This is a genomic window from Buchnera aphidicola (Acyrthosiphon lactucae) (assembly GCF_005083565.1).
GTDB classification, from domain to species: Bacteria; Pseudomonadota; Gammaproteobacteria; order Enterobacterales; family Enterobacteriaceae; genus Buchnera; species Buchnera aphidicola_AH.
This window is the reverse complement of sequence record NZ_CP034891.1, coordinates 557,580-582,172: the sequence shown is the minus strand read 5'-3', so window position 1 is coordinate 582,172 and position 24,593 is coordinate 557,580. Positions and strand designations below refer to the sequence as shown.

27 protein-coding genes, 1 tRNA gene and 1 pseudogene are annotated in these 24,593 nt (G+C 25.8%); 26 read left to right on the top strand and 3 right to left on the bottom strand.

Annotated elements, in window-relative coordinates; genetic code table 11:
- Positions 1–347 precede the first annotated feature (347 nt).
- Positions 348–926 (top strand): NfuA family Fe-S biogenesis protein, encoded by a 579-nt coding sequence (locus tag D9V61_RS02770; RefSeq protein WP_158339700.1) that lies wholly within the window; start codon positions 348–350, stop codon positions 924–926.
- A gap of 463 nt (positions 927–1,389) precedes the next feature.
- Here D9V61_RS02770 and D9V61_RS03210 read toward each other — a convergent pair whose 3' ends face one another.
- Positions 1,390–1,560, bottom strand: a complete 171-nt coding sequence (locus D9V61_RS03210; RefSeq protein ID WP_410049994.1) for an asparaginase domain-containing protein — start codon at positions 1,558–1,560, stop codon at positions 1,390–1,392.
- A 644-nt stretch (positions 1,561–2,204) separates the two neighbouring features.
- Between D9V61_RS03210 and D9V61_RS02760 the strand changes: the two genes are divergently transcribed.
- The 3 genes from D9V61_RS02760 to deoD are packed head-to-tail and all read left to right on the top strand — an operon-like array spanning position 2,205 to position 5,826.
- The gene (locus D9V61_RS02760) at positions 2,205–3,797 is read left to right on the top strand and encodes a peptide chain release factor 3 (protein WP_158339699.1); all 1,593 of its coding nucleotides are present in this window, start codon (positions 2,205–2,207) and stop codon (positions 3,795–3,797) included.
- A 57-nt stretch (positions 3,798–3,854) separates the two neighbouring features.
- The gene (locus D9V61_RS02755) at positions 3,855–5,093 is read left to right on the top strand and encodes a phosphopentomutase (RefSeq protein WP_158339698.1); all 1,239 of its coding nucleotides are present in this window, start codon (positions 3,855–3,857) and stop codon (positions 5,091–5,093) included.
- Between the two features lie 28 nt (positions 5,094–5,121).
- The gene (deoD, locus tag D9V61_RS02750) at positions 5,122–5,826 is read left to right on the top strand and encodes a purine-nucleoside phosphorylase (RefSeq protein ID WP_158339697.1); all 705 of its coding nucleotides are present in this window, start codon (positions 5,122–5,124) and stop codon (positions 5,824–5,826) included.
- Between the two features lie 40 nt (positions 5,827–5,866).
- On the opposite strand, the gene D9V61_RS02745 is transcribed toward deoD, so the two are convergent.
- Positions 5,867–5,951, bottom strand: a tRNA-Ser gene (locus D9V61_RS02745).
- Positions 5,952–6,444: 493 nt separating this feature from the next.
- Here D9V61_RS02745 and aroK point away from each other — a divergent pair.
- The 4 genes from aroK (at position 6,445) to trpS (ending at position 10,903) form a co-directional block, all read left to right on the top strand.
- Positions 6,445–6,966: a shikimate kinase AroK gene (gene aroK, locus D9V61_RS02740; protein ID WP_158339696.1), complete on the top strand. Its 522-nt coding sequence runs from the start codon at positions 6,445–6,447 to the stop codon at positions 6,964–6,966.
- A gap of 40 nt (positions 6,967–7,006) precedes the next feature.
- Positions 7,007–8,089, top strand: a complete 1,083-nt coding sequence (aroB, locus tag D9V61_RS02735; protein WP_187308778.1) for a 3-dehydroquinate synthase — start codon at positions 7,007–7,009, stop codon at positions 8,087–8,089.
- A 1,087-nt stretch (positions 8,090–9,176) separates the two neighbouring features.
- Positions 9,177–9,863 (top strand): ribulose-phosphate 3-epimerase, encoded by a 687-nt coding sequence (rpe, locus tag D9V61_RS02730; RefSeq protein ID WP_158339694.1) that lies wholly within the window; start codon positions 9,177–9,179, stop codon positions 9,861–9,863.
- Between the two features lie 20 nt (positions 9,864–9,883).
- Complete coding sequence (gene trpS, locus D9V61_RS02725) at positions 9,884–10,903, top strand: tryptophan--tRNA ligase (protein ID WP_158339693.1); 1,020 nt, start codon at positions 9,884–9,886, stop codon at positions 10,901–10,903.
- 57 nt (positions 10,904–10,960) lie between these two features.
- Here trpS and tsgA read toward each other — a convergent pair whose 3' ends face one another.
- Positions 10,961–12,127, bottom strand: a complete 1,167-nt coding sequence (gene tsgA / locus D9V61_RS02720; protein ID WP_158339692.1) for an MFS transporter TsgA — start codon at positions 12,125–12,127, stop codon at positions 10,961–10,963.
- Between the two features lie 231 nt (positions 12,128–12,358).
- Between tsgA and D9V61_RS03200 the strand changes: the two genes are divergently transcribed.
- The 18 genes and pseudogenes from D9V61_RS03200 to rpsC all read left to right on the top strand — a co-directional run bounded on the left by D9V61_RS03200 (position 12,359) and on the right by rpsC (position 24,588).
- Entirely contained in the window at positions 12,359–12,484 is a 126-nt protein-coding gene (locus D9V61_RS03200; RefSeq protein WP_261979459.1) for a hypothetical protein, read from the top strand.
- A 349-nt stretch (positions 12,485–12,833) separates the two neighbouring features.
- Positions 12,834–13,352: pseudogene (locus D9V61_RS03195) on the top strand (aminotransferase class III-fold pyridoxal phosphate-dependent enzyme).
- A gap of 410 nt (positions 13,353–13,762) precedes the next feature.
- Positions 13,763–14,527, top strand: coding sequence for an FKBP-type peptidyl-prolyl cis-trans isomerase (gene fkpA / locus D9V61_RS02710; protein ID WP_187308777.1), 765 nt, complete (start codon positions 13,763–13,765; stop codon positions 14,525–14,527).
- Positions 14,528–14,609: 82 nt separating this feature from the next.
- Positions 14,610–14,996 (top strand): sulfurtransferase complex subunit TusD, encoded by a 387-nt coding sequence (gene tusD, locus D9V61_RS02705; protein WP_158339691.1) that lies wholly within the window; start codon positions 14,610–14,612, stop codon positions 14,994–14,996.
- Between the two features lie 18 nt (positions 14,997–15,014).
- A complete protein-coding gene (tusC, locus tag D9V61_RS02700; protein WP_158339690.1) occupies positions 15,015–15,377 on the top strand; it encodes a sulfurtransferase complex subunit TusC in 363 nt (120 codons plus the stop codon).
- 11 nt (positions 15,378–15,388) lie between these two features.
- The gene (tusB, locus tag D9V61_RS02695) at positions 15,389–15,676 is read left to right on the top strand and encodes a sulfurtransferase complex subunit TusB (protein ID WP_158339689.1); all 288 of its coding nucleotides are present in this window, start codon (positions 15,389–15,391) and stop codon (positions 15,674–15,676) included.
- Between the two features lie 128 nt (positions 15,677–15,804).
- Positions 15,805–16,179: a 30S ribosomal protein S12 gene (gene rpsL / locus D9V61_RS02690; RefSeq protein ID WP_158339688.1), complete on the top strand. Its 375-nt coding sequence runs from the start codon at positions 15,805–15,807 to the stop codon at positions 16,177–16,179.
- 42 nt (positions 16,180–16,221) lie between these two features.
- Positions 16,222–16,692, top strand: a complete 471-nt coding sequence (gene rpsG, locus D9V61_RS02685) for a 30S ribosomal protein S7 (protein WP_158339687.1) — start codon at positions 16,222–16,224, stop codon at positions 16,690–16,692.
- A gap of 111 nt (positions 16,693–16,803) precedes the next feature.
- Positions 16,804–18,912: an elongation factor G gene (fusA, locus tag D9V61_RS02680; RefSeq protein WP_158339686.1), complete on the top strand. Its 2,109-nt coding sequence runs from the start codon at positions 16,804–16,806 to the stop codon at positions 18,910–18,912.
- A 64-nt stretch (positions 18,913–18,976) separates the two neighbouring features.
- Positions 18,977–20,161, top strand: a complete 1,185-nt coding sequence (gene tuf, locus D9V61_RS02675; protein ID WP_158339685.1) for an elongation factor Tu — start codon at positions 18,977–18,979, stop codon at positions 20,159–20,161.
- Between the two features lie 314 nt (positions 20,162–20,475).
- Positions 20,476–20,787 (top strand): 30S ribosomal protein S10, encoded by a 312-nt coding sequence (gene rpsJ / locus D9V61_RS02670; RefSeq protein ID WP_009874476.1) that lies wholly within the window; start codon positions 20,476–20,478, stop codon positions 20,785–20,787.
- A 30-nt stretch (positions 20,788–20,817) separates the two neighbouring features.
- Positions 20,818–21,447: a 50S ribosomal protein L3 gene (rplC, locus tag D9V61_RS02665; RefSeq protein WP_158339684.1), complete on the top strand. Its 630-nt coding sequence runs from the start codon at positions 20,818–20,820 to the stop codon at positions 21,445–21,447.
- Positions 21,448–21,464: 17 nt separating this feature from the next.
- On the top strand, positions 21,465–22,070 hold the full coding sequence (gene rplD, locus D9V61_RS02660; RefSeq protein ID WP_158339683.1) for a 50S ribosomal protein L4: 606 nt from the start codon (positions 21,465–21,467) through the stop codon (positions 22,068–22,070).
- Positions 22,067–22,369 (top strand): 50S ribosomal protein L23, encoded by a 303-nt coding sequence (gene rplW / locus D9V61_RS02655; protein ID WP_158339682.1) that lies wholly within the window; start codon positions 22,067–22,069, stop codon positions 22,367–22,369. The genes rplD and rplW overlap by 4 nt, the downstream gene beginning before the upstream one ends.
- A 15-nt stretch (positions 22,370–22,384) precedes the next feature.
- Positions 22,385–23,206: a 50S ribosomal protein L2 gene (rplB, locus tag D9V61_RS02650; protein WP_158339681.1), complete on the top strand. Its 822-nt coding sequence runs from the start codon at positions 22,385–22,387 to the stop codon at positions 23,204–23,206.
- 22 nt (positions 23,207–23,228) lie between these two features.
- Positions 23,229–23,507: a 30S ribosomal protein S19 gene (gene rpsS / locus D9V61_RS02645; protein WP_158339680.1), complete on the top strand. Its 279-nt coding sequence runs from the start codon at positions 23,229–23,231 to the stop codon at positions 23,505–23,507.
- Between the two features lie 28 nt (positions 23,508–23,535).
- A complete protein-coding gene (gene rplV, locus D9V61_RS02640; protein ID WP_158339679.1) occupies positions 23,536–23,868 on the top strand; it encodes a 50S ribosomal protein L22 in 333 nt (110 codons plus the stop codon).
- 18 nt (positions 23,869–23,886) lie between these two features.
- Complete coding sequence (gene rpsC / locus D9V61_RS02635; protein ID WP_158339678.1) at positions 23,887–24,588, top strand: 30S ribosomal protein S3; 702 nt, start codon at positions 23,887–23,889, stop codon at positions 24,586–24,588.
- The last annotated feature ends 5 nt before the right edge of the window (positions 24,589–24,593 follow it).

Here is a 24,593-nt window from a genome sequence, read left to right as displayed (position 1 = left end):
TTTTTAGGAATATTATAGTATAACATTTAAATTATTTAATTTATTTTTATTGAAGATAAATTTTTTTTAGAATTAGGTAGATCAATTCAGTAAATTTTAAAAATAAATTTAAATTTTTAAATAATAATAAAACCACATTTTTTAAATGTGTTCTCCATCTACTTAATGTAACAACATTTATTTATCTTTTTATTATAGTATTGGAGAAAAAATTTTTATTATTTTCTTTATTTTGTAATTATATTTGTATTTCTTAAAAAATATTCATTGAAAATTAAATATTTTTGTATTTTTTTTAATAAATTAGTGATATTATTTATCAATAAAAATTTATTTTAAAAACTCTTATGATTAAAATTTCTAAAAATGCGCAAAAACATTTTATATCGCTTTTATTAAATGAACCTACTGGTACTCAAATACGTATTTTTATTACAAATCCAGGCACATCTAATGCAGAATGTGGCGTTGCATTTTGTCCTGAAAACGAGATAGAAAAGTCAGATATTGAATTAAAATATGATAAATTTTTTGTTTATATCGATAAAGACATTTTATCTTATTTAAAAAATGCAGAAATTGATCTTGTTGTTGATAAACTCGGTTCTCAATTAACATTAAAAGCACCATATGCTAAAAATAATTTTTCTAAAAAAGAATCTTCATCATTAGAAGAAAGAATAAAATATTTTTTAAGATCAGAAATTAATACTAAATTATCTGCACATGGAGGACAAGTAAATTTAATAAAAATAGATCAAAATGGAATGGCTGTAATACAATTTAGTGGAGGTTGCAATGGGTGCTCAATGATCGGATTAACTTTAAAAGAAACGGTTGAGAAAAAATTATTAGCTTCTTTTCCTGAAATAAAAAAAGTATATGATAGAACTAACCATTTACATGGAAAACATTCATTTTATTAATTTTATTTAATAAGGAATTAATTCACCACGTAATTTTTTTTACATTAAAAAAAAATTTTTATCTTGATATATTTTAAATAAGTAAAAAACCTAACTTAGTTAAATTTGATTCTATTTTTAAATCATAACCACTAATAACGCTAACTTTTATAAGCGAATGACCTCTCTTTTGTATATCCATTCACATTTACTCTTCCAGATACGCATTGTGTTAAACTAAAAACCATAATATTTTTTCATATTTAAGATATAAATATTTTGAAATTCCTTTAAATTGAGGTGTTTTTTTATTCTATAGGTGGATAAAATTAATATTTTTACTAGATAAAATAAAAAATTTTTTTTTTAAATAACTTTAATAGAAATTACTAGAAAATAGTAATTATACTAATGAGTTGAGGTTCTATTTGATAAACTTTTATTTTTTTTTATGAAGAAAACGAATATTTACTTTAACTTCTAGTCATAATTTAAAATTAGGAAAAGAAAAAGCATCAAAATTATCTACATGTGATATAGTTTTTCTGTTTTCTCTATAAAGTCTATAATGAAAAAATAATGTAATTTCATTAATAGGATGATTTATTGCTATAAGAAGAGAATATAATAAATTTTGACGATCATTAGTATATATTTTAATAAATAAATTTGAGTATCTTTTATAATTATTTTATCTAATTTTTTTTAATATAAATGACAAGTAGAAAGTCTATACGACATTGTATCAGTTTTATGGAAAAATAATAAATCCATCATATTGGTGACATTTTTTTCTATATCATCAGGAATAAATTACCATTTTATTATTTTCATATTAGAAGTATCAATTAATTATTCATATGATTTTATAATGAAGTTGAACATTTTTTAACTATAAAATTATGGTATTTTTACAAGTTTTTTAAAAAATATCCAGAAACAAGAATATGTCTATATTTTATTTTTTTATCTTGATAGTTTTATTTATCTATGCAATATATAAATTTTTTCTTCATATATAGTTTTTTAGAATTTTCTTAAAATAATTTATATTAAAATTATATTTTAAAGATTATGAAATCGCAGATTATTTTAAAATAATAATTTAAGAGTATATAAACATAATTTGTATTATAAATTATATGTAATTTTACTATTTTTTTTAAATAAATCAAGTAAGTTAATATGAAATCTTTAAATTAGATTCTAATAATTATTTTATTAAATAGATAATGTTTTTTATGTATTATATTTTCTTATATAAATCTTTAATAACGTATTTCAAACGAGTGTATATATATGTTTAATTCGAATCATGAACAGGAATTAATCAAAAGAAGAACTTTTGCTATTATTTCTCATCCTGATGCTGGAAAAACTACTATTACTGAAAAAATGTTATTATTTGGGAAAGCGATTCGTATTTCTGGAACAATTAAAGGAAGAGGAAATACAAAATATGCTAAATCAGATTGGATGAACATTGAAAAAGAACGTGGAATTTCTGTAACTACTTCAGTTATGCAATTCACGTATAAAAATATTTTAATGAATTTATTAGATACTCCTGGTCATCAAGATTTTTCAGAAGATACATATCGTATTCTTACTGCTGTAGATTTTTGTTTAGTAGTAATTGATGCTGCTAAAGGTATAGAGGAACGAACTAAAAAATTAATAGATGTTACACGTATTCATCATACTCCTATTATTACTTTTATTAATAAGTTAGATCGTGATAGTCGAGAACCAATAGAAATTTTAGATCAAATTGAAAAAGAATTAAAATTCAATTGTATTCCTATTAATTGGCCCATTAGTTGTGGAAAAAATTTCAAAGGAGTTTATCATATTTATGATAAAATAATTTATTTCTATAAAAATAAACTATTTAAAAAAAAATTTTTAAATTTAAAAAATTTTTTTAATTTTTCTGATGGTTCACTAGATAAATATATTGGAAAAGATTTAGCTATACATATTGGTCAAGAATTAGAACTAATTACTAATGTATATTCAGAATTTAATAAAGAAAATTTTTTGAAAAGTATTATCACACCTGTTTTTTTTGGTAGTGCACTTAGTAATTTTGGAATTGACTATTTGTTAGATAGTTTAATAGAATGGGCTCCTTCTCCGTTGTACCGTCAAAGTAATAAACGTAAAGTACATCCTCAAGAAAAAAAATTTACAGGTTTTATATTTAAAATTCAAGCTAATATGGACTTAAAACATCGAGATAGAATAGCATTTATGAGGATAGTTTCAGGGCAATATACAAAAGGTATGAAATTAAAACATGTACGAGTTAAAAAAAATATAACTGTTTCTGATGCTTTTATTTTTTTAGCTGGTGATAGAATATCAATAAATAAAGCTTATCCTGGTGATGTGATAGGACTTCATAATCATGGAACAATTAAAATTGGAGACACCTTTACAGAAGGAGAAGAAATTCAGTTTGTTGGAATACCTAGTTTTGCACCAGAAATTTTTCGTCTTATTTACTTAAAAAATCCCCTGAAACAAAAACAATTAAAAAAAGGTTTAGTACAGTTGTCTGAAGAAGGAACTGTTCAAATATTTCGTCCTATTCTTAATAATAATTTAATTTTAGGCGCTATTGGAATATTACAATTCGATGTCGTAATCGAACGTTTAAGATTAGAGTATAATATAGATGCAATATATAAAAAAGTTAATATTGTTCTTGCTCGTTGGATTAAGTCTGAAAATAATCATAGTATTTATAAATTTAAAAAAAAATATAGTACTTATTTAGCATATGATACTTCTAATAGTTTGATATATTTAGCACCGAGTACTGCTAATTTAAACATAGTTATGACTCAGAATTCTGATATTATTTTTAACAAAATACGAGAACAGTAAAATTTAAAACGATCAAATAATAATTATTTGTTTTAATGAATTTTAGGAAGTTTAATTATGAAAAGAGTTTTTTTAATTGTTTTAGATTCTTTTGGAATCGGTTTTAGTTCTGATGCTAATAAATTTAATGATGTTGGTTCGGATACATTTGGACATATAGCAGAAAAATGTTTTTTAGGTAAAGCAGACATAGGAAGAAAAGGATCCTTATACATTCCTAATTTAGTAAAATTAGGAATAATAAATGCATATAAAGAATCCACAGGAAAATATCCTTTAGGATTCGATAATAGTTCAAATATTATTGCTAGTTATGGTTTTGCTAGTGAGATTTCTTCTGGAAAAGATACTACTTCAGGACATTGGGAAATTGCAGGGGTTCCAGTTTTAGATGATTGGTTTTATTTTAAAGAAAAAAAAAATAGCTTTCCTAAAAATTTATTAGAAGAAATAATAAATATATCGAAATTAACAGGTTTTATTGGCAATTGTCATGCTTCAGGAACTGATGTTATAAAAAATTTGGGTGAAGAACATATTAAAACAAGCAAACCTATTATATATACTTCATCAGATTCTGTTTTTCAAATAGCATGCCATGAAGATTTTTTCGGTTTATCAAGTCTTTATGAGTTATGTAAAACTGTTCGTTTTATTTTAGATAAATACAAATATAAAGTTGCAAGAGTAATTGCAAGACCTTTTATTGGAAATAAAAAATCAAACTTTCAACGCACAGGTAATAGACGTGATTTTTCAATTAAACCTTTCTCTACAACAGTGATTCAAAAATTAATAGATGAAAAAAAAGGACAAGTAATTGCGATTGGAAAAGTTTCTGATATTTATAGTGGAGTAGGAATAAGTAAGAAAATTAAATCTACTGGTCTTGATGAATTATGTAATACAACAATTAATGAAATGAAAGTTGCCATTAATAATACTATTGTTTTTACTAATTTAGTAGATTTCGATTCAAATTGGGGTCATCGTCGTGATGTTTCTGGATACGCTAAAGGTTTAGAATTTTTTGATTCTAGATTATCTGAAATGATAAATTTAGTGAAAAAAGATGATTTATTAATTTTAACTGCAGATCATGGATGTGATCCAACATGGAAGGGAACAGATCATACTCGAGAAAACGTTCCTATATTAATTTATTCACCAGGTATTAAAAAATATTTTTTAGGTCACCGTAAAACTTTTTCTGATATAGGGCAAACTATTGCAAAATATTTTTTATTAACTGATATGCATTATGGTCAAAACATGCTTGAAAATTTTAAAGTATAATTTTTATGTGTTAAAAAGGAAAAAATTAGTGTCTACTCCTCATATTAATAGTAAAAAAAATGATTTTTCAGAGATAGTTCTTATGCCGGGAGATCCATTACGAGCAAAATATATTGCTGAAAAATATTTAAAAAATTATATTCAAGTAAATAATACTCGTTTAATGTTAGCCTATACTGGATTTTACAAAAATAAAAAAATTTCAATTATGAGTCATGGTATAGGAATACCATCAGCTTCTCTTTATACAAGAGAATTAATTGTTGAATTTAATGTAAAAAAAATTATTCGCATAGGTACGTGTGGTTCTGTACGAGATGATATTAAATTACGTGATATAGTAATTAGCATGGGTGCTTGTACTGATTCGAAAGTAAATCGAATAAGATTTAATAATCATGATTTTTCTGCTATTGCAGATTTTGATATGATTTATAAAACAGTTTTAATTGCAAAAAAAATGAAAATTAAAGTATCTGTCGGTAATTTTTTTACGACAGATTCTTTTTATAATGATGATAAAAAAATGATAAATATTTTGAAAAGATATAATATTATTGGAGTTGATATGGAGACTGCAGGAATATATGGTGTAGCTTCTGAATTAAAAGCTCAAGCATTATCAGTATGTACAGTATCTGATCATATTATAAAAAAAGAGTCTCTTTCATCAATAGAAAGAGAGGCAAGTTTTAACGATATGATTGAACTAGCTTTAGAGTCTATTTTATAAGAAATATTTTATTTTTTAAGTATAATATATAATTTTTTTTTGGTGAGAAAGGGATTCGAACCCTTGATACGTTTCCATATACACGCTTTCCAGGCGTGCTCCTTAAGCCTCTCGGACACCTCACCATTTATTAAGAAAATACTGAAAAGTTATTTTTTTATTTTAATATAAAAAAATAAATTACGTCAAGTTTTTACTTATTTAGATTTTATTTTAATTAAATTAAATTTAATATTTTATTTTATAAATAGAAAAGATTGTTTTTTAAAAATAAAAATAGAAAAAATTATGCTGATTCTGATAGAATATATTTATATTTTTTTAAAAAAATAGTTATTTTATGTTTTTTTATATTAATTAAAAGGATGCAATTGATTAATGAACAAATAATACAAATATTTTTAAAATATTTATTGATCCTGAATGTAGAATAATTTCATTAAGATTTTTATAAATATCATTTTATAGAAATTTATAAAATATTTCTACATTTAAAAAATATTCATAATTTATTTTAAAATAATTAATTTTTATTCTATTTTCAATGTTTGTTTATGTCCTGCCAGCAAAATATGCTGAGCATTGGTATTATTAACTAATTATCTTAGTAATAAAAACATGGCAGAAAAACGAAATATTTTTCTAATTGGACCTATGGGTGCTGGAAAAAGTACTATTGGTCGTCAATTGTCTCAACAACTTAACATGGAATTTTTTGATTCTGATCAAGAAATTGAAAAACGTACTGGTGCTGATATAAGTTGGGTTTTTGATGTAGAGGGTGAAAGTGGTTTTCGTTTGAGAGAACGAAAAATCATTGAAGAATTAACTATTAAACAAGGTATTATTCTTGCTACAGGTGGAGGTTCAGTTAAGTTTAAAGAAACTCGCAATTTTCTATCATCTCGAGGTATTGTTATTTATTTAGAAACAACAATTGAAAAACAATTAGCACGTACCAAAAGAGATAAAAAAAGACCATTATTACAATCCGTCACTTCAAATCGTATTATATTAGAAAATCTAGCTTATGAAAGAAATCCTTTATATGAAGAAATTGCAGATATAAAAGTTCAAACTGATGATAAAAGTGCTAAATCTGTAGCTTTTAATATAATTAGTTTATTAGAAGAAATATAATAAAGATTGATAATAAATAATTTATGGAGTGTGAAAAATTGTGGAACGATTAAAAGTTGTTCTAGGAAAACGCAGTTATCCTATCACTATAGGATCTAATATTATTCAAGAAGATAATATTTTTTGGCCTTTACAACCAGGTGATCAAGCAATGCTTGTAACCAATAAAACATTAGCTAATCTTTTAAAAGATAAAATTTTTTATCATTTAAGGAAATCTGGAATTAAAATAGATCAAGTAATTTTATCAGATGGTGAACAGTATAAAACATTAAATGAAATGGAATTAATTATTTCTGCTTTATTAGAAAAAAAACATGGTCGGGATACAACTTTAATTGCATTAGGTGGAGGTGTAATAGGTGATTTAGCCGGTTTTGCTGCTTCTGTTTATCAGAGAGGTGTACGTTTTATTCAAATCCCAACCACGCTTTTATCTCAAGTTGATGCTTCTGTAGGTGGAAAAACAGCCGTTAATCATTTACTTGGTAAAAATATGATTGGTTCTTTTTGGCAACCGTCCTCTGTAATTATTGATATTAATTGTTTAAAGACACTTCCGTATACTGAATTAGTATCTGGTATGGCAGAAGTAATTAAATATGCTATTATTTTTGATGAAACATTTTTTTCTTGGTTAGAAGAAAACATTGAAGCTATTTTATCTCTTAATAATACAGCAATGTCTTATTGTATAAAAAAATGTTGTGAACTAAAATCACAATTAATTTCCTTAGATGAAAGAGAAAATAATTTTAGAGCACTATTAAATCTAGGCCATACATATGGTCATGCTATTGAAGTTCATGCAGGTTATGGAAATTGGCTTCATGGTGAAGCAATATCAGTAGGTATGGTAATGGCTGCACGTACTGCTGAATTACTAGGATATTTAAAAACAACAGATTTTAAAAGAATTATTTTATTGTTAAAAAGAACTGGTTTACCTATAAAAGGACCAAAAAATATGTCTGCTGCTTCATATATTCCGTATATGATGAGAGATAAAAAAGTAATTTCAGGAGAGATTAGATTAGTTTTACCACTATCTATTGGAAAAGCAGAAATTTATAGTAATATAGATAAAAATATTATTTTAACTGCTATTAAAAATTCTCAATAAATTTTTTATTATCTAAAATATTAAAATTATTTATATTATAATATAGTTTTTACTATTTTTTGCTCTTATAGTTTTATTCTTTAAAAAGAAACTATATTCTATATTTTTAATGTAAAAGTTATATTGATCATTAAAAAATATTTTTTTAAAATCTATGTATTCTAATAAAAATTTTAAAAAATATTCCATAATTAATATATTTTAAATTATAAAAATAAAACTATAGAGAGTAAAAATGATATTTTAAAAAAATATTATCGCATCAAAATAATTAATTAAAAGTACAGATTTTTTTGAAAAATTCTGTTTTTTAAAGTTATTAAGATCAATGTATTAAATATCAAATTATTTTCTTAAGATTTTCTGAGAAAATGTTTAATTAAATTTTTTCAGGTAACAGATCAGTTTCTTAATACTAACCATTATAATTATATTTTAGTAGATATCAATTGTGATTTTATTAATTTATTAATTTTTTGAAAAAAAATTATTTTTTAAATTTTATTGATTATACATAATTTTTTTAATCCTTGTACTAATAAATTACATTTTTATTCTATATATTTTATTATATATAATAAAATTTCTAATCACTATTAAAAATTAATAATTTTCTATATTTTAATAGACATTTCTACAATAAATTATGTTGATATGATTTCAAAGATAAATTTAATTTTATTTTATTTTTTATAAAAAATTATTTTTTTCTATAAGATAAATTTATCAATTTTTTAACATACTTAAAAAGAATTTTTTTATCTGTTTTTCTTATAATATTATATGATTTACTTTATTTTTTTAAAAATGCGAATTTTACCAAAAATTACATTAATGATTTTGATTTATATTAAAATAGAAAATTAGTATATCTTATATAATATGTTTTAAAAAATTTATTCCTTTTCCAGTATCAAATTAAGATCATTTTTAACATACTTATTGTATAAAAAATATTTTTTTATATTTCATGAGATCTAAATGTTCTGTTATTTATACTATAAAAGTTGTAAAAATTTAAAAAATTATTAGCATAATATAATTAATGTTATAATAATCTAATTTAATTAAAGATAGGGAAATTAAGATGAAAAAGTTTTTTTTAGCTCCATCAATTTTATCTGCTGATTTTGCACGTTTAGGAGAAGATACAAAAAAAGTAATAGATGCAGGAAGTGATTTAATACATTTTGATGTTATGGATAATCATTATGTTCCTAATTTAAGTATGGGACCTATGATATTAGAATCATTGCGTAATTATAATATTAAAGCGCCAATTGATGTTCATTTGATGGTAAAACCAGTAGATAATTTAATTCCTCAGTTTGCTAAAGCAGGCGCAACTTTTATTACTTTTCATCCAGAAGCAACGCTTCATATTGAACGAACATTAAATTTAATTAAAGAACATGGATGTAAAGTAGGACTAGCTTTTAATCCTGCAACACCACTTAATTTTCTTGATTATATATTAGAAAAATTAGATTTAATCTTATTAATGTCAGTAAATCCAGGATTTGGAAATCAGTCTTTTTTACCATCTACATTAAATAAATTACGTGCAGTAAGAAAAATTATTGATAGTAATTTTCCTGATATTCTTTTAGAAGTTGATGGGGGAGTAAAATTAGATAATATTGCTGAGATTGCATTTTCTGGAGCCAATGTTTTTGTAATTGGATCAGGATTATTTAAATATTCTAATTATGAATTTATCATCGAAAAGATTCGAAAAGAATTACAACATGCTTATTCTAGATCTATTCATTAATATTTCATTTGGAATTTAAAATGATTTCTTCTAAACCTATTTTATTTAGTGCAATACAGCCTTCTGGAAATTTAACTCTTGGTAATTATATAGGAACAATGCGTCATTGGTCAGACATGCAAAATAATTATGATTGTCTCTATTGTATTGCTGATTTACATGCGTTAACTATACAAGAAAAAAAAATTAATTTAAAAAAATCTATATTAGATACACTGTCTTTTTATTTAGCTTGTGGTGTGGATCCTAATAAAAGTACTATTTTTATTCAATCTCATGTTTATCAACATGGCCAATTAAATTGGATCTTGAATTGTTTTAGTCAATTTTCAGAATTACTTCGTATGACTCAATTTAAGATTAAAAGAAAAATAGAAAAAAAATGCGCAAAAAAAACAAACGTAGCTTTATTTAATTATCCAATTTTAATGGCAGCAGATATTTTATTATATCAAACTAATTTTGTTCCAGTAGGACGAGATCAAAAGCAGCATGTAGAATTAACACGAAATATAGCTAATCGTTTTAACTCTTTATATGGAAATATTTTTACATTACCTGAACCATTAATTACTCAATATGGTTCTAAAATTATGTCATTATTAGAGCCAAATAAAAAAATGTCTAAATCTGATTTTAATAAAAATAATGTAATTTTTTTATTAGATGACATCCCAACTGCTATATTAAAAATAAAACATGCCATTACTGATTCAGAAATGCCATCTAAAATATATTACAATATAGAAAAAAAACCAGGAATTTCAAATTTGTTGGAAATTCTTTCTGCTATTACTAATAAAAATATTAATGTTTTAATAAAAGAACTAGAAGGTATAATGTATTCAGAATTTAAAAACATTGTTGCAGATTATTTGTCTAAATTTTTATCTAAACTACAAAAATCTTATCATAATTATCGTTATGATGAATCTTATTTAAAGAAAATAGTTTATGAAGGAGCAATTCAATCTCAATTAAAATCTGAAAAAACCTTAAAAAATATATATGATAAATTAGGATTAATTCCACTATTTTAAATAAACCAGAATTATTTTTTCTAGTTTATTTTAAAAAAAAATTTTTATTATAAAATTTTATTTAATTCTTATTTTTTTTGTATTTAAATAAATTAAAATAGATAGAAAAAATACTATAGCATATAATATATTTGAACTAATTAAAGTCATATATAATCCCTTTCTTTCTACTATAGGACTAGTTACAATAAATGTAAGTAAAGTTCCAATTGTGCCAGATAGTAAAATTAAATTAATTAATTTTGGAGAAGGTTTTTTTGTTTGTAACGATGCTAATGTTATAATTATAGTATAAATAGCACTAGAGAAAAAACCTAGACCAATAATTATATACTGTTGATTTAGAAAATTTTCACTATGAATAAAAAAATACATAAGTATTGTAGAAATGCTTGTAAGAAACATAAATATACGATATAAATTAAAAAATTTAATTATAAAACTAAAAAACCACATTCCAAGCATATAAGACATCCAGAAACCACTTATTAAACTACCAGTTTTTTTTATATTAATATTCATGATTTCAGTAGCGTATTGTGGCACCCAGGAAATAAATCCTAATTGTCCCAGGATATATAGTAATGCTGCAATTGATAATAAAAATACATTAAAATTCCATTTTTCTTTTATTTCTTTAATATTTTTAATATCAGTTTTAAATTTGATAAAATTTAAATTAATTGTTAGTAAAAAAATGAATAAATAGATTACTCCTATGCATACATAAGTCCAATACCAAATAATTTTTTTTTCTAAAAGATAAGCTGTAATAATTGGAAATATCATACCAGACATACTAAAAAAAGAGTCAGTTAATAATAACTGAGAGCCTCTTTTTGATCCTGAATATAGATGAGTAATAATAAATGTACCGATTGACATAGTAATCCCGCTCACTAATCCAAGTATAAATATGTTTATTGAAAATAAAAATATACTATTACTAAGAACTATACCGATAGTAGCCATAATAGTAAGTATAAATCCAAATACCAGTTGCTTTTTTAATGATATAATTTCTATTAACCAAGAATTTATAAAAATTGATATTAATATTCCTGCATTTAAAAAAGTAAATATATTACTCATCTGAGATATGGATAAATGAAAATAGTCGGAAATATTCCCCATAATCATACCAGTAACTACAACTAGCGCACCGGTAAATGCATATGATAAAAAACTAATCCATGTAAGTCCTACTCGATTAATATTTTTCATTTTTTATTACCTTTTCATCGATTTTTTACAAAAATATAATTAAATACATTTTATTTTTTAATTTTTAATAAAAAAATTAATTAATTTTTTTAATATGTTATTAACAAATTAAGTTTAATTTTAATAAAATATAATGTATATTTTATTGTGAAAGTTTTACATATTTTTTTCTTTTTTTATCAAAATAATTCTCTACAATTTTTTTTTAATAAATATATTTTAGAAAATTTAATGATATCAAAAAAAATGTTAATTACACGAGATACTTTCCATAAGTTGATTTTATCTTTTTATAATCCAGTTTCTTTTATTCCTGTAAAAGGAAAAGAATATATTCATTTTTCTGGAGTATCGTAGTTACATCATTAAGATAATTAAAATATTGTCATCTTTTATTAAATAAAATATTAAAAAATAAAAGTAAAATTTTATAGGATATTAGTAATGTTTTTACTGAATCAGCTATTAGATTAGCTAAGAAATTAGTTTCTTTTAGCTTTGTATTACAAGTATTTTTTCAAATTCTGGCGTAGAAACTAATAAAGCTGCTTTTAAATTAGCACGTTATTACTCATCTAAAATATATAATATTAGAAAAAATAGAATTATTTCGTTTTATAACTTATTTTATAGATGTATATTTTTTACTTTTTCTGTTGGTAGATAATCAAAATATTCTGATAATTTTAGTCTAAAAGCCTTAGGAATAATACATTCTTCATTTAATGATATTAATACTGTAAAAAACATCATTAATAATACATGTGCAATAGTTATGGAATTAATTCAAGGTGAAGGTAGAATAATATCAGCAAGTGTTGCGTTTATGAAAGAATTAAGAGAATTATGTAATCAATATAATCTACTATTAATTTTTGATTAAATCTAAAATGGAATGGGTAGAAATGACAAATTATTTTGTTATGAATATTATAGAATAATTCCAGATATTTTAACTCTTGCAAAATCTTTAGGTAGAGGATTTCCAATAAGTACAATGTTAACGATGAATAAAGTTGCATCTGTAATAAAGCCTCTAATACATGGTATTAGATATGGTAAGAATACTCTTTCTTATTCAGTAGCCGAATCTGTTATCGATATTATTAATACTAAAAAATTTTTCTTCGGAGTTATAAAAAAGTCTAAAAAAATCATATTTAAATTAAATATTATTAATCAATATTTTAAATTATTTAAAAAAATACGAGTCAAGAACTATTAATTGATATAGTATTTCAAATATTTTTTATGAAGAGGATATTTTATTTTTATATAATATGTAATACAAAAAAACTATTTTTCTAAAAATTTTATTTATTTAAAAAATAAAATTTTTTATAAAAAATAATATTATTTTTCCATAATTAGACCGCAATATGATTACACTTCTAAAAATAATTAATATATTTTTGCATTGTTTAGTAAAATTAAATTATTTTTAATTTCTAGATTATTTTGAATATATTTTATCATTTACTTATACTTGTAATAATAGATAAAATATTTTTTTATCGTTTTAGTTAAAAAATTTTTAAAAAATTGTTTTAAATATATTTAAAAAAAATATACTGCAGAAAAAAATATATTGATAATAAAACATATAATATTTTATATGTTTTTTTGGAGTCACGAATGATTTATTTTCTTCTAAAAAGAATAATATTCTTATTTATAATATTATATGTACCAAAATCGTTTTCACTAACAAAATCTTTATCTGATGTTCATTTACAATCTTATTCAAAAAACGATCATGTATTTCAAAATCATAATGAAAAAATAGGTTATGCTTTAGGTGTTTCATTAGGTCATTATGTCAATCAATCTTTTGAAAATCAAAAAAAAATAGGAATTAAATTAGATAAGAAAAGTCTTCTAAAAGGAATAGAAGATGCAGTTTCTGGTAATTTAAAGCTTTCACATCAAGAAATTTCTTTAATTCTTGAAGAATTAGAAGAAAAATTAAAAAATGCAACTAAAATTCAAATTGAAAAAAAAGAAAAAGAAAATTTTATTCAAGGAGAATCATATATGAAAAATTTTTCTAAAGTAAATGGTGTCAAGAAAACATCTAGTGGTCTTCTATATCTTCTAGAAAGAGAAGGAGAAGGTGAAGCATTAACCAATGATACAAAAATTACTGTACATTATAAAGGTACATTTGTTAATGGTATAGAATTTGATAATTCTTACAAACGAGATAAGCCTGTATCATTGATTTTGAAAGATGTTATATTAGGTTGGCAAGAAGGTTTAAAATATATAAAAAAAGGTGGTAAAATCAAGTTAGTAATACCGCCTAATTTAGCATATGGAGAAAAAGAAGTTAATGGTATTCCAGGGAATTCTACTTTAATTTTTGATATAGAATTATTAGATGTAGTTAATAAATCATAATATACTTATCTTTATCATCAGTTTTTAAAATATGATATAATTAAAGATTATTGTAATAATATTTGGTGCAAAATTTTAAAAAATGAATTATACGATATTAGTAACTGGAGCAGCTTATGGAACACAAAATTCAAGTACTGCTTTTTTATTTTGTAAAGCGTTATTAAAAACTAAACACATATTACACAGTGTTTTTTTTTATTGTGATGGTGTTCTTAATGCTAATAGTATGACCACGCCAGCAATTGATGAATTCAACTTAATTAAAGCATGGCAAGAATTAAATAAAAAATATCAAGTTAAATTATATGTTTGCAATAGTGCGGCTTTAAGAAGAGGTATTATAGAAGATGAAAAAGAATTTAATATGAATATAAAAAAAGGTAATCTAGCATTTTTTTTTGAATTAAGTGGTTTAATAGAATTAGCTAATTCTATAAAAATATGTGATCGTATAATACAATTTTAATTTGGTATTTTTATTATAATGAAGATAGTTGCTTTTGTTTTTTCTCATTCTCCACATGGAACTAGTTTTGGTAGAGAAGGATTAGATGCTATTTTTAGCCTTTCATCAGTTTTTAAAAAAATCAGTTTGTTTTTTATTGGTGACGGTATTTTGCAATTAATTAAAAGTCATCAAACAGAAAATATTTTAGCTCGTAATTATATATCTTCTTTTTCTATATTATCTTTTTATAATATAAAAGATTTTTATTGTTGTAAAAAATCATTAATTGAACGAGGATTTAATAGTAAAAAAAATAATTTTATATTAAATGTAGATATATTAGATTCATATATTATGCGTTTAAAATTAGATAATTATGATGCAATTATTAATTTTTAAGGTTTATAAATATGTTACATACTTTAATGAAATCTCCTTTTGAGACTAATATTTCTCTTATTATAAGTATGTTAAAAAAATCAGATGATTTTTTAGCACTTCAAGATGGTGTGCTTATTGCATTAAAAGATAATATTTTTTTAAAAAAAATAATCATGTCTTCAGTGAAATTATATCTTATAAAAGAAGATGTTTATGCACGAGGGATTCATAAAAATATCTCTAACAAGTTTATTTTGATAAGTTATATTCATTTCGTTTCATTAACACTTAAACATAAAAAACAAATGACTTGGTAAAAAATACTAAGTGATATTTAATTTAAATACCCAATCCTAAAATTCTTCATGATAATAGAAAATATTTTTTTTATTTATATTATGTTGATATTTTTCAGAAAATTAATTGAAATGATAGGAGTTTTTTTATGGCCACAGTAAATCAATTGGTCCGTAAACCTCGTGTACGAAAAGTTGTTAAGAGTAATGTTCCTGCATTAGGAAAAAGTCCTCAAAAAAGAGGTGTTTGTACTAGAGTTTATACTACTACACCTAAAAAACCAAATTCAGCATTACGTAAAGTATGTCGTGTAAGATTGACTAATGGTTTTGAAGTAACTGCCTATATTGGAGGCGAAGGTCATAATTTACAAGAACATTCTGTTATTTTAATACGAGGTGGTCGTGTTAAAGACTTGCCTGGAGTTCGGTATCATGTTGTTAGAGGTTCATTAGATTGTGCTGGTGTTAAAGAACGAAAACAGGGTCGTTCTAAATATGGTGTTAAAAAATCAAAAACATAAAAAAGGTATGATTTATATATTTTTTATTAAATGGAGTCACTTATGCCACGTCGTCGTATTATCAGTACTCGAAAAATTTTACCAGATCCAAAGTTTTCTTCAGAATTATTAGCTAAATTTATTAATATTCTTATGATAGATGGTAAAAAATCTATTGCGGAAGTTATTGTATATACTGCTTTAAAAAATTTATCTAAACGTACAGATAAAAAAGAACTAGAAGCATTTGAAATAGCTTTAGAACATGTACGTCCAACGGTCGAGGTTAAATCTCGTCGAGTTGGTGGATCAACATATCAAGTACCTGTAGAAGTTCGTCCAGTAAGACGTAATGCTTTAGCTATGCGTTGGATTGTAGAATCTGCTCGTAAACGTCCTGATAAATCTATGTCTTTACGATTATCTAATGAGCTTTATGACGCTTTAGAAAATAAAGGTACAGCGGTTAAAAAAAGAGAAGAAGTACATCGGATGGCAGAAGCTAATAAAGCTTTTGCTCATTATCGTTGGTAGTATTATTAGAGTGATATTTTTTTGTGTTACTTATAAAGTATATTGAGGCAATTATATCAATTCAACTTATGAGGTGTAACTTTTTAAAACCTAAAAAATGAGAGAAAGATAATGTCTCGTACAACACCTATTTCTCGATATCGTAATATTGGAATTAGTGCACATATAGATGCAGGTAAAACAACTACTACTGAAAGAATTTTGTTTTATACAGGAATTAATCATAAAATTGGTGAAGTTCATGATGGTGCGGCTACCATGGATTGGATGGAACAAGAACAAGAAAGAGGAATTACTATTACATCAGCAGCTACTACCACTTTTTGGAGTGGAATGGCTAAACAATTTAAACCACATAGAATTAATATTATTGATACACCTGGACATGTTGATTTTACTATTGAAGTAGAACGTTCAATGCGTGTTTTAGATGGTGCTGTTATGGTTTATTGTGCAGTGGGAGGAGTACAACCTCAATCAGAAACTGTGTGGCGTCAAGCAAATAAATATAATGTTCCTCGTATAGCATTTATAAATAAAATGGATCGTATGGGAGCTAACTTTTTAAAAGTAGTCAAACAAATTAAAACACGTTTAGGTGCTAATCCAGTTCCTTTGCAGTTAGCTATTGGATCAGAAGATACTTTTGTTGGTATTATTGATTTAATTAAAATGAAAGCTGTTCATTGGAAAGAATCTGATCAAGGTTTAACATTTATTTATCATGAAATTCCTACAGAAATGGTTGAATTAGCACGAAAATGGAATCAAAATTTAATTGAGTCTGCAGTAGAGTCTAACGAAGATCTTTTGGAAAAATATTTAAATGGAATTGAATTATCTGAACATGAAATTAAATCTGCTTTACGAAAACGTGCTTTAAATAGTGAAATTGTGCTTATTACCTGCGGATCAGCTTTTAAAAATAAAGGAGTTCAAGCTTTATTAGATGCGATAATTGAATATTTACCTGCTCCTGATGATGTTCAAGATATTAAAGGTGTCTTAAATGATAGTAAACACACTCCAGCCATTAGAAATTCAAATGATAAAGCGCCATTTTCTGCTTTAGCTTTTAAAATTGCTAACGATCCATTTGTAGGAAATTTAACGTTTTTTCGTGTTTATTCAGGAGTAGTGAAATCTGGAGATACTGTATTTAATTCTGTTAAGTCTCAACGAGAAAGATTTGGTAGAATTGTTCAAATGCATGCTAATAAAAGAGAAGAGATAAAAGAAGTACATGCAGGTGATATAGCTGCTGCTATTGGTTTAAAAGATGTTACTACTGGTGATACTTTGTGTGATTTAAATCAGCCGATTATATTAGAACGTATGGAATTTCCTGAACCAGTAATATCTATTTCTGTAGAACCTAAAACTAAAGCTGATCAAGAAAAAATGGGTTTAGCATTAGGACGATTAGCGAAAGAAGATCCTTCATTTCGAGTACAAACCGATCAAGAATCCAATCAGACTATAATTTCTGGAATGGGTGAATTGCATTTAGAAATTATCGTTGATCGTATGAAACGAGAATTTAGCGTTGATGCTAATATTGGAAAGCCTCAAGTAGCATATCGTGAAACTATTCTTAATAAAGTTGAAGATGTTGAAGGGAAGCATATCAAACAATCGGGTGGAAGAGGTCAATATGGTCATGTTGTTATAGAATTATTTCCATTGGATCCTGGAGGAAAAGGATATTTATTTATTAATGATATTAAAGGAGGCGTTATACCAAATGAATATATTTCAGCAGTTGATAAAGGAATTCAAGAACAATTAAAATGTGGTCCTTTATCTGGTTATCCTGTAGTTGATATTGGAATTCGTCTTTATTTTGGTTCTTATCATGATGTTGACTCATCTGAATTAGCTTTTAAGTTAGCTGCTTCTGCGGCTTTTAAAACTGGTTTTAAAAAAGCCAAACCAGTTTTATTAGAACCAATTATGAAAGTTGAAGTAGAAACACCAGATGATTATATGGGAGATGTTATAGGCGATTTGAATCGTCGAAGAGGTATTATTGAAGGTATGCAAGATTTATCTGTTAGTAAAATTATTAATGCATGCGTTCCTTTATCTGAAATGTTTGGTTATGCTACTGACTTACGTTCTCAAACTCAAGGAAGAGCATCTTATTCTATGGAATTCTTAAAATATGTAGAAGCTCCATATAATATTTCTAAAGATATTATTGAAAGAAGAGAAAAGTAGAATTTTTCTTTTATAATGTATACAATGTTTTATTTACATAGATATTTTATATAAGGAAAAAAAAATGTCTAAAGAAAGATTTCAACGTTTAAAACCTCATATAAATGTAGGTACAATTGGTCATGTAGACCATGGTAAAACAACTTTAACTGCAGCTATTACAACTGTCTTATCTAAAAAATTTGGTGGTTCTGCTCGTGCTTTTGATCAGATAGACAATGCACCAGAAGAAAAAGCAAGAGGTATTACAATTAATACTTCTCATGTAGAATATGATACTGAGTTTAGGCATTATGCTCATGTAGATTGTCCTGGCCATGCTGATTATATTAAAAATATGATTACTGGTGCAGCTCAAATGGACGGTGCTATATTAGTTGTTGCAGCCACTGATGGACCGATGCCTCAAACTCGAGAACACATTTTACTTGGAAGACAAGTAGGTGTTCCGTATATTATTGTTTTTCTTAATAAGTGTGATATGGTAGATGATGAAGAATTATTAGAATTAGTGGAAATGGAAGTTCGCGATTTATTAACACAATATGATTTTCCTGGAGATGACACTCCTATTATTCGTGGTTCAGCTCTTAAGGCATTAGAAGGTGATCCTGAATGGGAATCAAAAATCATTGATTTATCTAAATTTTTAGATAGCTATATTCCTGAACCGAAACGAGCAATAGATCAACCTTTTTTATTACCAATAGAAGATGTTTTTTCTATTTCAGGAAGAGGTACAGTAGTAACTGGACGAGTAGAAAAAGGTATAATTAAGGTAGGTGAAGAAGTTGAAATTGTTGGAATTAAAAAAACAACTAAAACTACTTGCACAGGCGTAGAAATGTTTAGAAAATTATTAGATGAAGGTCGTGCTGGAGAAAATGTAGGTGTTTTGCTTCGTGGTACAAAGCGTGATGAAATTGAAAGAGGACAAGTTTTAGCTAAACCAGGTAGTATTCATCCACATACAACATTTGAGTCTGAAGTTTATGTTCTATCCAAAGAAGAAGGTGGGCGTCATACTCCATTTTTTAAAGGATATCGTCCTCAGTTTTATTTTAGAACTACTGATGTAACAGGTTCTATTGAATTACCGGAAGGTGTCGAAATGGTTATGCCAGGAGATAATATAAAAATGACTGTTACTTTAATTAATCCTATTGCAATGGCTGATGGATTACGATTTGCTATACGTGAAGGTGGTCGTACTGTTGGAGCTGGTGTAGTTTCTAAAGTTTTGCTTTAATAATTTTATGTTTAAAATATTTTTATACTGATATCTAGTTGAATTTATTAAGAAAAGAGTATAAAATGCTCTTTTCTTGATTTATATATGTTAAATTAAAGTATAAATAAGTCATTTTTTTAATAGATTCATAGAATTAAAATTTAATTTTTTATATGATGAAAATCATATTAATTAAATCTTTATATACTTTAAAAAAATACTCCTGATATAGGAGTTATATAGTAATAATTAATTATATCTACTCTAAATAATATAGATCTATTCAGAGCAGATTAAATTTTCAATTTGTAAATAATTGGAGTTCTGGTCTAATGCAGAACCAAAGAATTCGTATTCGTTTAAAAGCTTTTGATCATAGATTAATTGATCAATCAACTACCGAAATTGTTGAAACAGCAAAAAGAACTGGTGCACAAGTGCGTGGACCAATTCCTCTTCCAACTCGTAAAGAACGTTTTACTATTTTAGTTTCTCCACATGTAAATAAGGATGCACGTGATCAATATGAAATTCGTACACATAAGCGTTTAATTGATATAGTAGAGCCTACTGAAAAAACTGTTGATGCACTTATGCGATTAGATCTTGCTGCAGGTGTAGATGTACAAATTAGTTTAGGTTAATCAGATAGATATGTTTAAGGTATTAAATAAATGATTGGTTTAGTTGGCAAAAAAATCGGAATGACTCGTATTTTTACTAAAGAAGGATCTTCAGTTCCTATTACAGTAATTGAATTACAAGAAAATCGAATTACGCAAATAAAAAATATAAAAACTGATCTCTATTGTGCTATTCAAGTAACAACTGGTATAAAAAAAACAAATAGATTAACTAAACCAAAAGCAGGACATTTTTTAAAGTCTGGCGTAATTCCTGGTCGTGGTTTATGGGAATTTAGAATTGATAATAATGAAACTTTTCAAGTGGGACAAAGTATTACAATTAATATTTTGAATAACATAAAAAAAGTTGATGTTACAGGTATATCTAAAGGAAAAGGTTTTTGCGGCACAGTAAAACGTTGGAATTTTCATACTCAAGATGCAACACACGGAAACTCTTTATCTCATAGAGTACCCGGTTCTATTGGTCAAAATCAAACTCCGGGTAGAGTCTTTAAAGGCAAAAAAATGGCAGGACAATTAGGAAATAATCGTGTGACTGTACAAAATTTAAATATAGTACATATCGATGAACAAAGAAATCTTCTTTTAGTAAAAGGTGCTGTTCCCGGTGCTACCGGTAGTGATCTTATCGTTAAACCAGCTATTAAGGTTTGAGCAGTGAGGAGTAAAGCATGGAATTAGTAGTTAAAGACGTACAAGATGTTCTTAGTGTTTCTGAAATTATTTTTTCTCGTGATTTTAATGAAGCTCTGATTCATCAAGTCGTTATTGCTTATTCAGCATCTACCCGTCAAGGTACGAGAGCACAAAAAAGTCGCGCTGAAGTTTCTGGTTCAGGTAGAAAACCTTGGCGTCAAAAAGGTACAGGTCGTGCACGAGCAGGATCTTTTAGAAGTCCAATTTGGCGATCAGGGGGCGTTACATTTGCTGCAAAACCACAAGAATACAATCAGAAAGTTAATAAAAAGATGTATCGTGGTGCGTTGAAAAGTATTTTTTCTGAATTAATACGTCAAAAAAGATTAATAGTTTTTAAAAATTTTTCATTAGATTTACCTAAAACAAAACTTTTAGTACAGAAATTGCAGGATATAAATTTAAAAAATGTTCTTATTATTACTAATAAAATAGATAATAATTTATTTCTTGCATCTAGAAATTTATATTCAGTTGATGTGAAAGATGTTCATTCTATAGATCCTGTTAGTTTAATTGCTTTTGAGCATGTTGTTATTACTGTTGAAGCAGTCAGAAAAATAGAGGAAATGCTTTCATGATATCTGAAGAACGTTTGTTAAAAATATTACTTTCTCCACATGTATCTGAAAAATCGTCTATATCTATAGAGAAATTTAATACTGTTGTTTTGAAAGTTTTAAATAATGCTACTAAATATGAAATAAAATGCGCAGTAAAAAAAATATTTAATATAGAAGTTGATAGTATCAATACATTAAAAATTAAAGGAAAAAAAAAGCGTCAATCTAATCGTGTTATTCAGAAAAGTAATTGGAAGAAAGCGTATATTAAAGTTAAAAAAGGGTATAATTTAGATTTCATAGGTAATACAGAGTAGTCGGAGGACAAAACAATGGCAATTGTTAAATGCAAACCGACATCTCCGGGTCGTCGCCACGTGATCAAAGTTGTGAATACACAGTTATATAAAGGAAAACCTTTTTCTTTATTGTTGAGAAAAAAAAGTAAAAGCGGAGGACGTAATAATAATGGCAGGATTACAACTCGTCATATTGGTGGTGGACACAAAAGAGCATATCGTATTATAGATTTTAAAAGAAATAAAGATGGTATAGAAGCTACTGTAGAAAGATTTGAATATGATCCTAATCGATCTTCTAATATTGCTCTAATATTATATAAAGATGGTCAAAGAAAATATATTTTAGCTCCAAAAGATTTAAAAATAGGAGATACGATAATCTCTGGAGCACATTCTCCTATAAAAATAGGAAATTCTTTACCACTAAAAAATATTCCAGTAGGTACATTTATTCATAATGTAGAAATGAAGCCTGGAAAAGGTGGTCAAATAGCTCGTTCTGCAGGAAGTTATGTACAATTAGTAGCATTTGATGCAGAATATGCAACTTTAAGATTGCGTTCTGGTGAAATGAGAAAAACTCAATCTAATTGTAGAGCAACTATTGGAGAAGTAGGTAATTCTGAACATATGTTAAAAGTTTTAGGAAAAGCAGGAGCATCTCGTTGGATAGGTGTGCGTCCTACTGTTCGTGGTACAGCTATGAATCCTGTTGATCATCCTCATGGTGGTGGTGAAGGAAGAAATTTTGGTAAGCATCCAGTTACTCCATGGGGAATTCAAACAAAAGGTAAAAAAACTCGTAAGAATAAACGTACTGAGAAATTTATTTTACGTCATCGTAGAAAATAATTATTGTGAGGGAATCACCTTTATGCCACGTTCTCTTAAGAAAGGTCCTTTTATTGATGTAAGTTTATTAAAAAAAGTGGAAAAATCAGTAAAAATAAATGATAAAAAACCTATTAAAACCTGGTCAAGACGTTCAACAATTTTTCCAAATATGGTAGGTTTAACAATATCTATTCATAATGGTCGTAATCATATTCCTGTTTTTATTACTGAAGAAATGGTAGGACATAAATTAGGTGAATTTTCCTTGACTCGTACTTATAGAGGACATAGTGCTGATAAAAAGGTAAAAAAACGTTGATTAAAATAGAAAGATAAAAGAGGAGTCAATGGAAACTTTAGCTCAACATCGTCAAGCACGTTCTTCAGCTCAAAAAGTTCGTTTAATTGTAGATTTAATTCGTGGGAAAAAAGTTCCAGAAGCATTAAATATTTTAACTTATACTAATAAAAAAGCAGCTATTTTAGTAAAAAAAGTTTTGGAATCAGCTGTAGCAAATGCAGAACATAATGATGGTGCTGATATAGATAAATTAAGAATAAAAAAAATATTTGTTAATGAAGGTTCAACAATGAAAAGAATGATGCCACGTGCTAAAGGACGTGCAGATCGTATTTTAAAACGTACTAGTCATATTACTGTAATTGTGTCTGATCGTTAACATTGAGGAGAATCAGTAATGGGTCAGAAAGTACATCCTAATGGTATGCGATTGGGTATAATAAAAAAATGGAATTCTGTTTGGTTTGCTAACACTAAAGATTTTGCTGATTATTTAGATAGTGACTATAAAGTACGTCAATTTTTAATGAAAAAATTAGAAAAAGCATCAATTTCTCGAATTATTATTGAAAGACCGGCTAAAAGTATTCGAGTTACAATTTATACTGCTAGACCTGGTATTGTTATTGGAAAAAAAGGTGAAGATGTCGAAAAATTAAGAACTGCTATTGCTAAAATCACTGGAGTACCAGTTCAAATTAATATTTCTGAAGTACGTAAACCTGAATTGGATGCTAAACTTGTTTCTGATAGTATAACTTCTCAGTTAGAACGAAGAGTCATGTTTCGACGTGCTATGAAAAGATCTGTTCAAAACGCAATGAGACAAGGTGCAAAAGGTATTAAAGTTGAAGTAAGTGGACGTTTAGGAGGAGCAGAAATAGCTCGTAGAGAATGGTATCGAGAAGGAAGAGTACCTCTTCATACCCTGCGTGCAAATATTGATTATAGTATTTCAGAAGCACATACAACATATGGTGTAATTGGTGTTAAGGTGTGGATTTTTAAAGGTGAAATATTAGGTGGTATGGAAACTGTTGAAAGATTAGAAAAACCTTTTGTTCAGACCAAGAAGCAATATCGTAAAAATAGAAAGTAAGAGAG

Coding starts and splice junctions, on each gene's coding strand:
- D9V61_RS02770 (WP_158339700.1), top strand. CDS start 348: ATGATTAAAATTTCTAAAAATGCGCAAAAACATTTTATATCGCTTTTA.
- D9V61_RS02760 (WP_158339699.1), top strand. CDS start 2,205: ATGTTTAATTCGAATCATGAACAGGAATTAATCAAAAGAAGAACTTTT.
- D9V61_RS02755 (WP_158339698.1), top strand. CDS start 3,855: ATGAAAAGAGTTTTTTTAATTGTTTTAGATTCTTTTGGAATCGGTTTT.
- aroK (WP_158339696.1), top strand. CDS start 6,445: ATGGCAGAAAAACGAAATATTTTTCTAATTGGACCTATGGGTGCTGGA.
- rpe (WP_158339694.1), top strand. CDS start 9,177: ATGAAAAAGTTTTTTTTAGCTCCATCAATTTTATCTGCTGATTTTGCA.
- trpS (WP_158339693.1), top strand. CDS start 9,884: ATGATTTCTTCTAAACCTATTTTATTTAGTGCAATACAGCCTTCTGGA.
- tsgA (WP_158339692.1), bottom strand. CDS start 12,127: ATGAAAAATATTAATCGAGTAGGACTTACATGGATTAGTTTTTTATCA.
- D9V61_RS03200 (WP_261979459.1), top strand. CDS start 12,359: ATGATATCAAAAAAAATGTTAATTACACGAGATACTTTCCATAAGTTG.
- fkpA (WP_187308777.1), top strand. CDS start 13,763: ATGATTTATTTTCTTCTAAAAAGAATAATATTCTTATTTATAATATTA.
- tusD (WP_158339691.1), top strand. CDS start 14,610: ATGAATTATACGATATTAGTAACTGGAGCAGCTTATGGAACACAAAAT.
- tusC (WP_158339690.1), top strand. CDS start 15,015: ATGAAGATAGTTGCTTTTGTTTTTTCTCATTCTCCACATGGAACTAGT.
- tusB (WP_158339689.1), top strand. CDS start 15,389: ATGTTACATACTTTAATGAAATCTCCTTTTGAGACTAATATTTCTCTT.
- rpsL (WP_158339688.1), top strand. CDS start 15,805: ATGGCCACAGTAAATCAATTGGTCCGTAAACCTCGTGTACGAAAAGTT.
- rpsG (WP_158339687.1), top strand. CDS start 16,222: ATGCCACGTCGTCGTATTATCAGTACTCGAAAAATTTTACCAGATCCA.
- fusA (WP_158339686.1), top strand. CDS start 16,804: ATGTCTCGTACAACACCTATTTCTCGATATCGTAATATTGGAATTAGT.
- tuf (WP_158339685.1), top strand. CDS start 18,977: ATGTCTAAAGAAAGATTTCAACGTTTAAAACCTCATATAAATGTAGGT.
- rpsJ (WP_009874476.1), top strand. CDS start 20,476: ATGCAGAACCAAAGAATTCGTATTCGTTTAAAAGCTTTTGATCATAGA.
- rplC (WP_158339684.1), top strand. CDS start 20,818: ATGATTGGTTTAGTTGGCAAAAAAATCGGAATGACTCGTATTTTTACT.
- rplD (WP_158339683.1), top strand. CDS start 21,465: ATGGAATTAGTAGTTAAAGACGTACAAGATGTTCTTAGTGTTTCTGAA.
- rplW (WP_158339682.1), top strand. CDS start 22,067: ATGATATCTGAAGAACGTTTGTTAAAAATATTACTTTCTCCACATGTA.
- rplB (WP_158339681.1), top strand. CDS start 22,385: ATGGCAATTGTTAAATGCAAACCGACATCTCCGGGTCGTCGCCACGTG.
- rpsS (WP_158339680.1), top strand. CDS start 23,229: ATGCCACGTTCTCTTAAGAAAGGTCCTTTTATTGATGTAAGTTTATTA.
- rplV (WP_158339679.1), top strand. CDS start 23,536: ATGGAAACTTTAGCTCAACATCGTCAAGCACGTTCTTCAGCTCAAAAA.
- rpsC (WP_158339678.1), top strand. CDS start 23,887: ATGGGTCAGAAAGTACATCCTAATGGTATGCGATTGGGTATAATAAAA.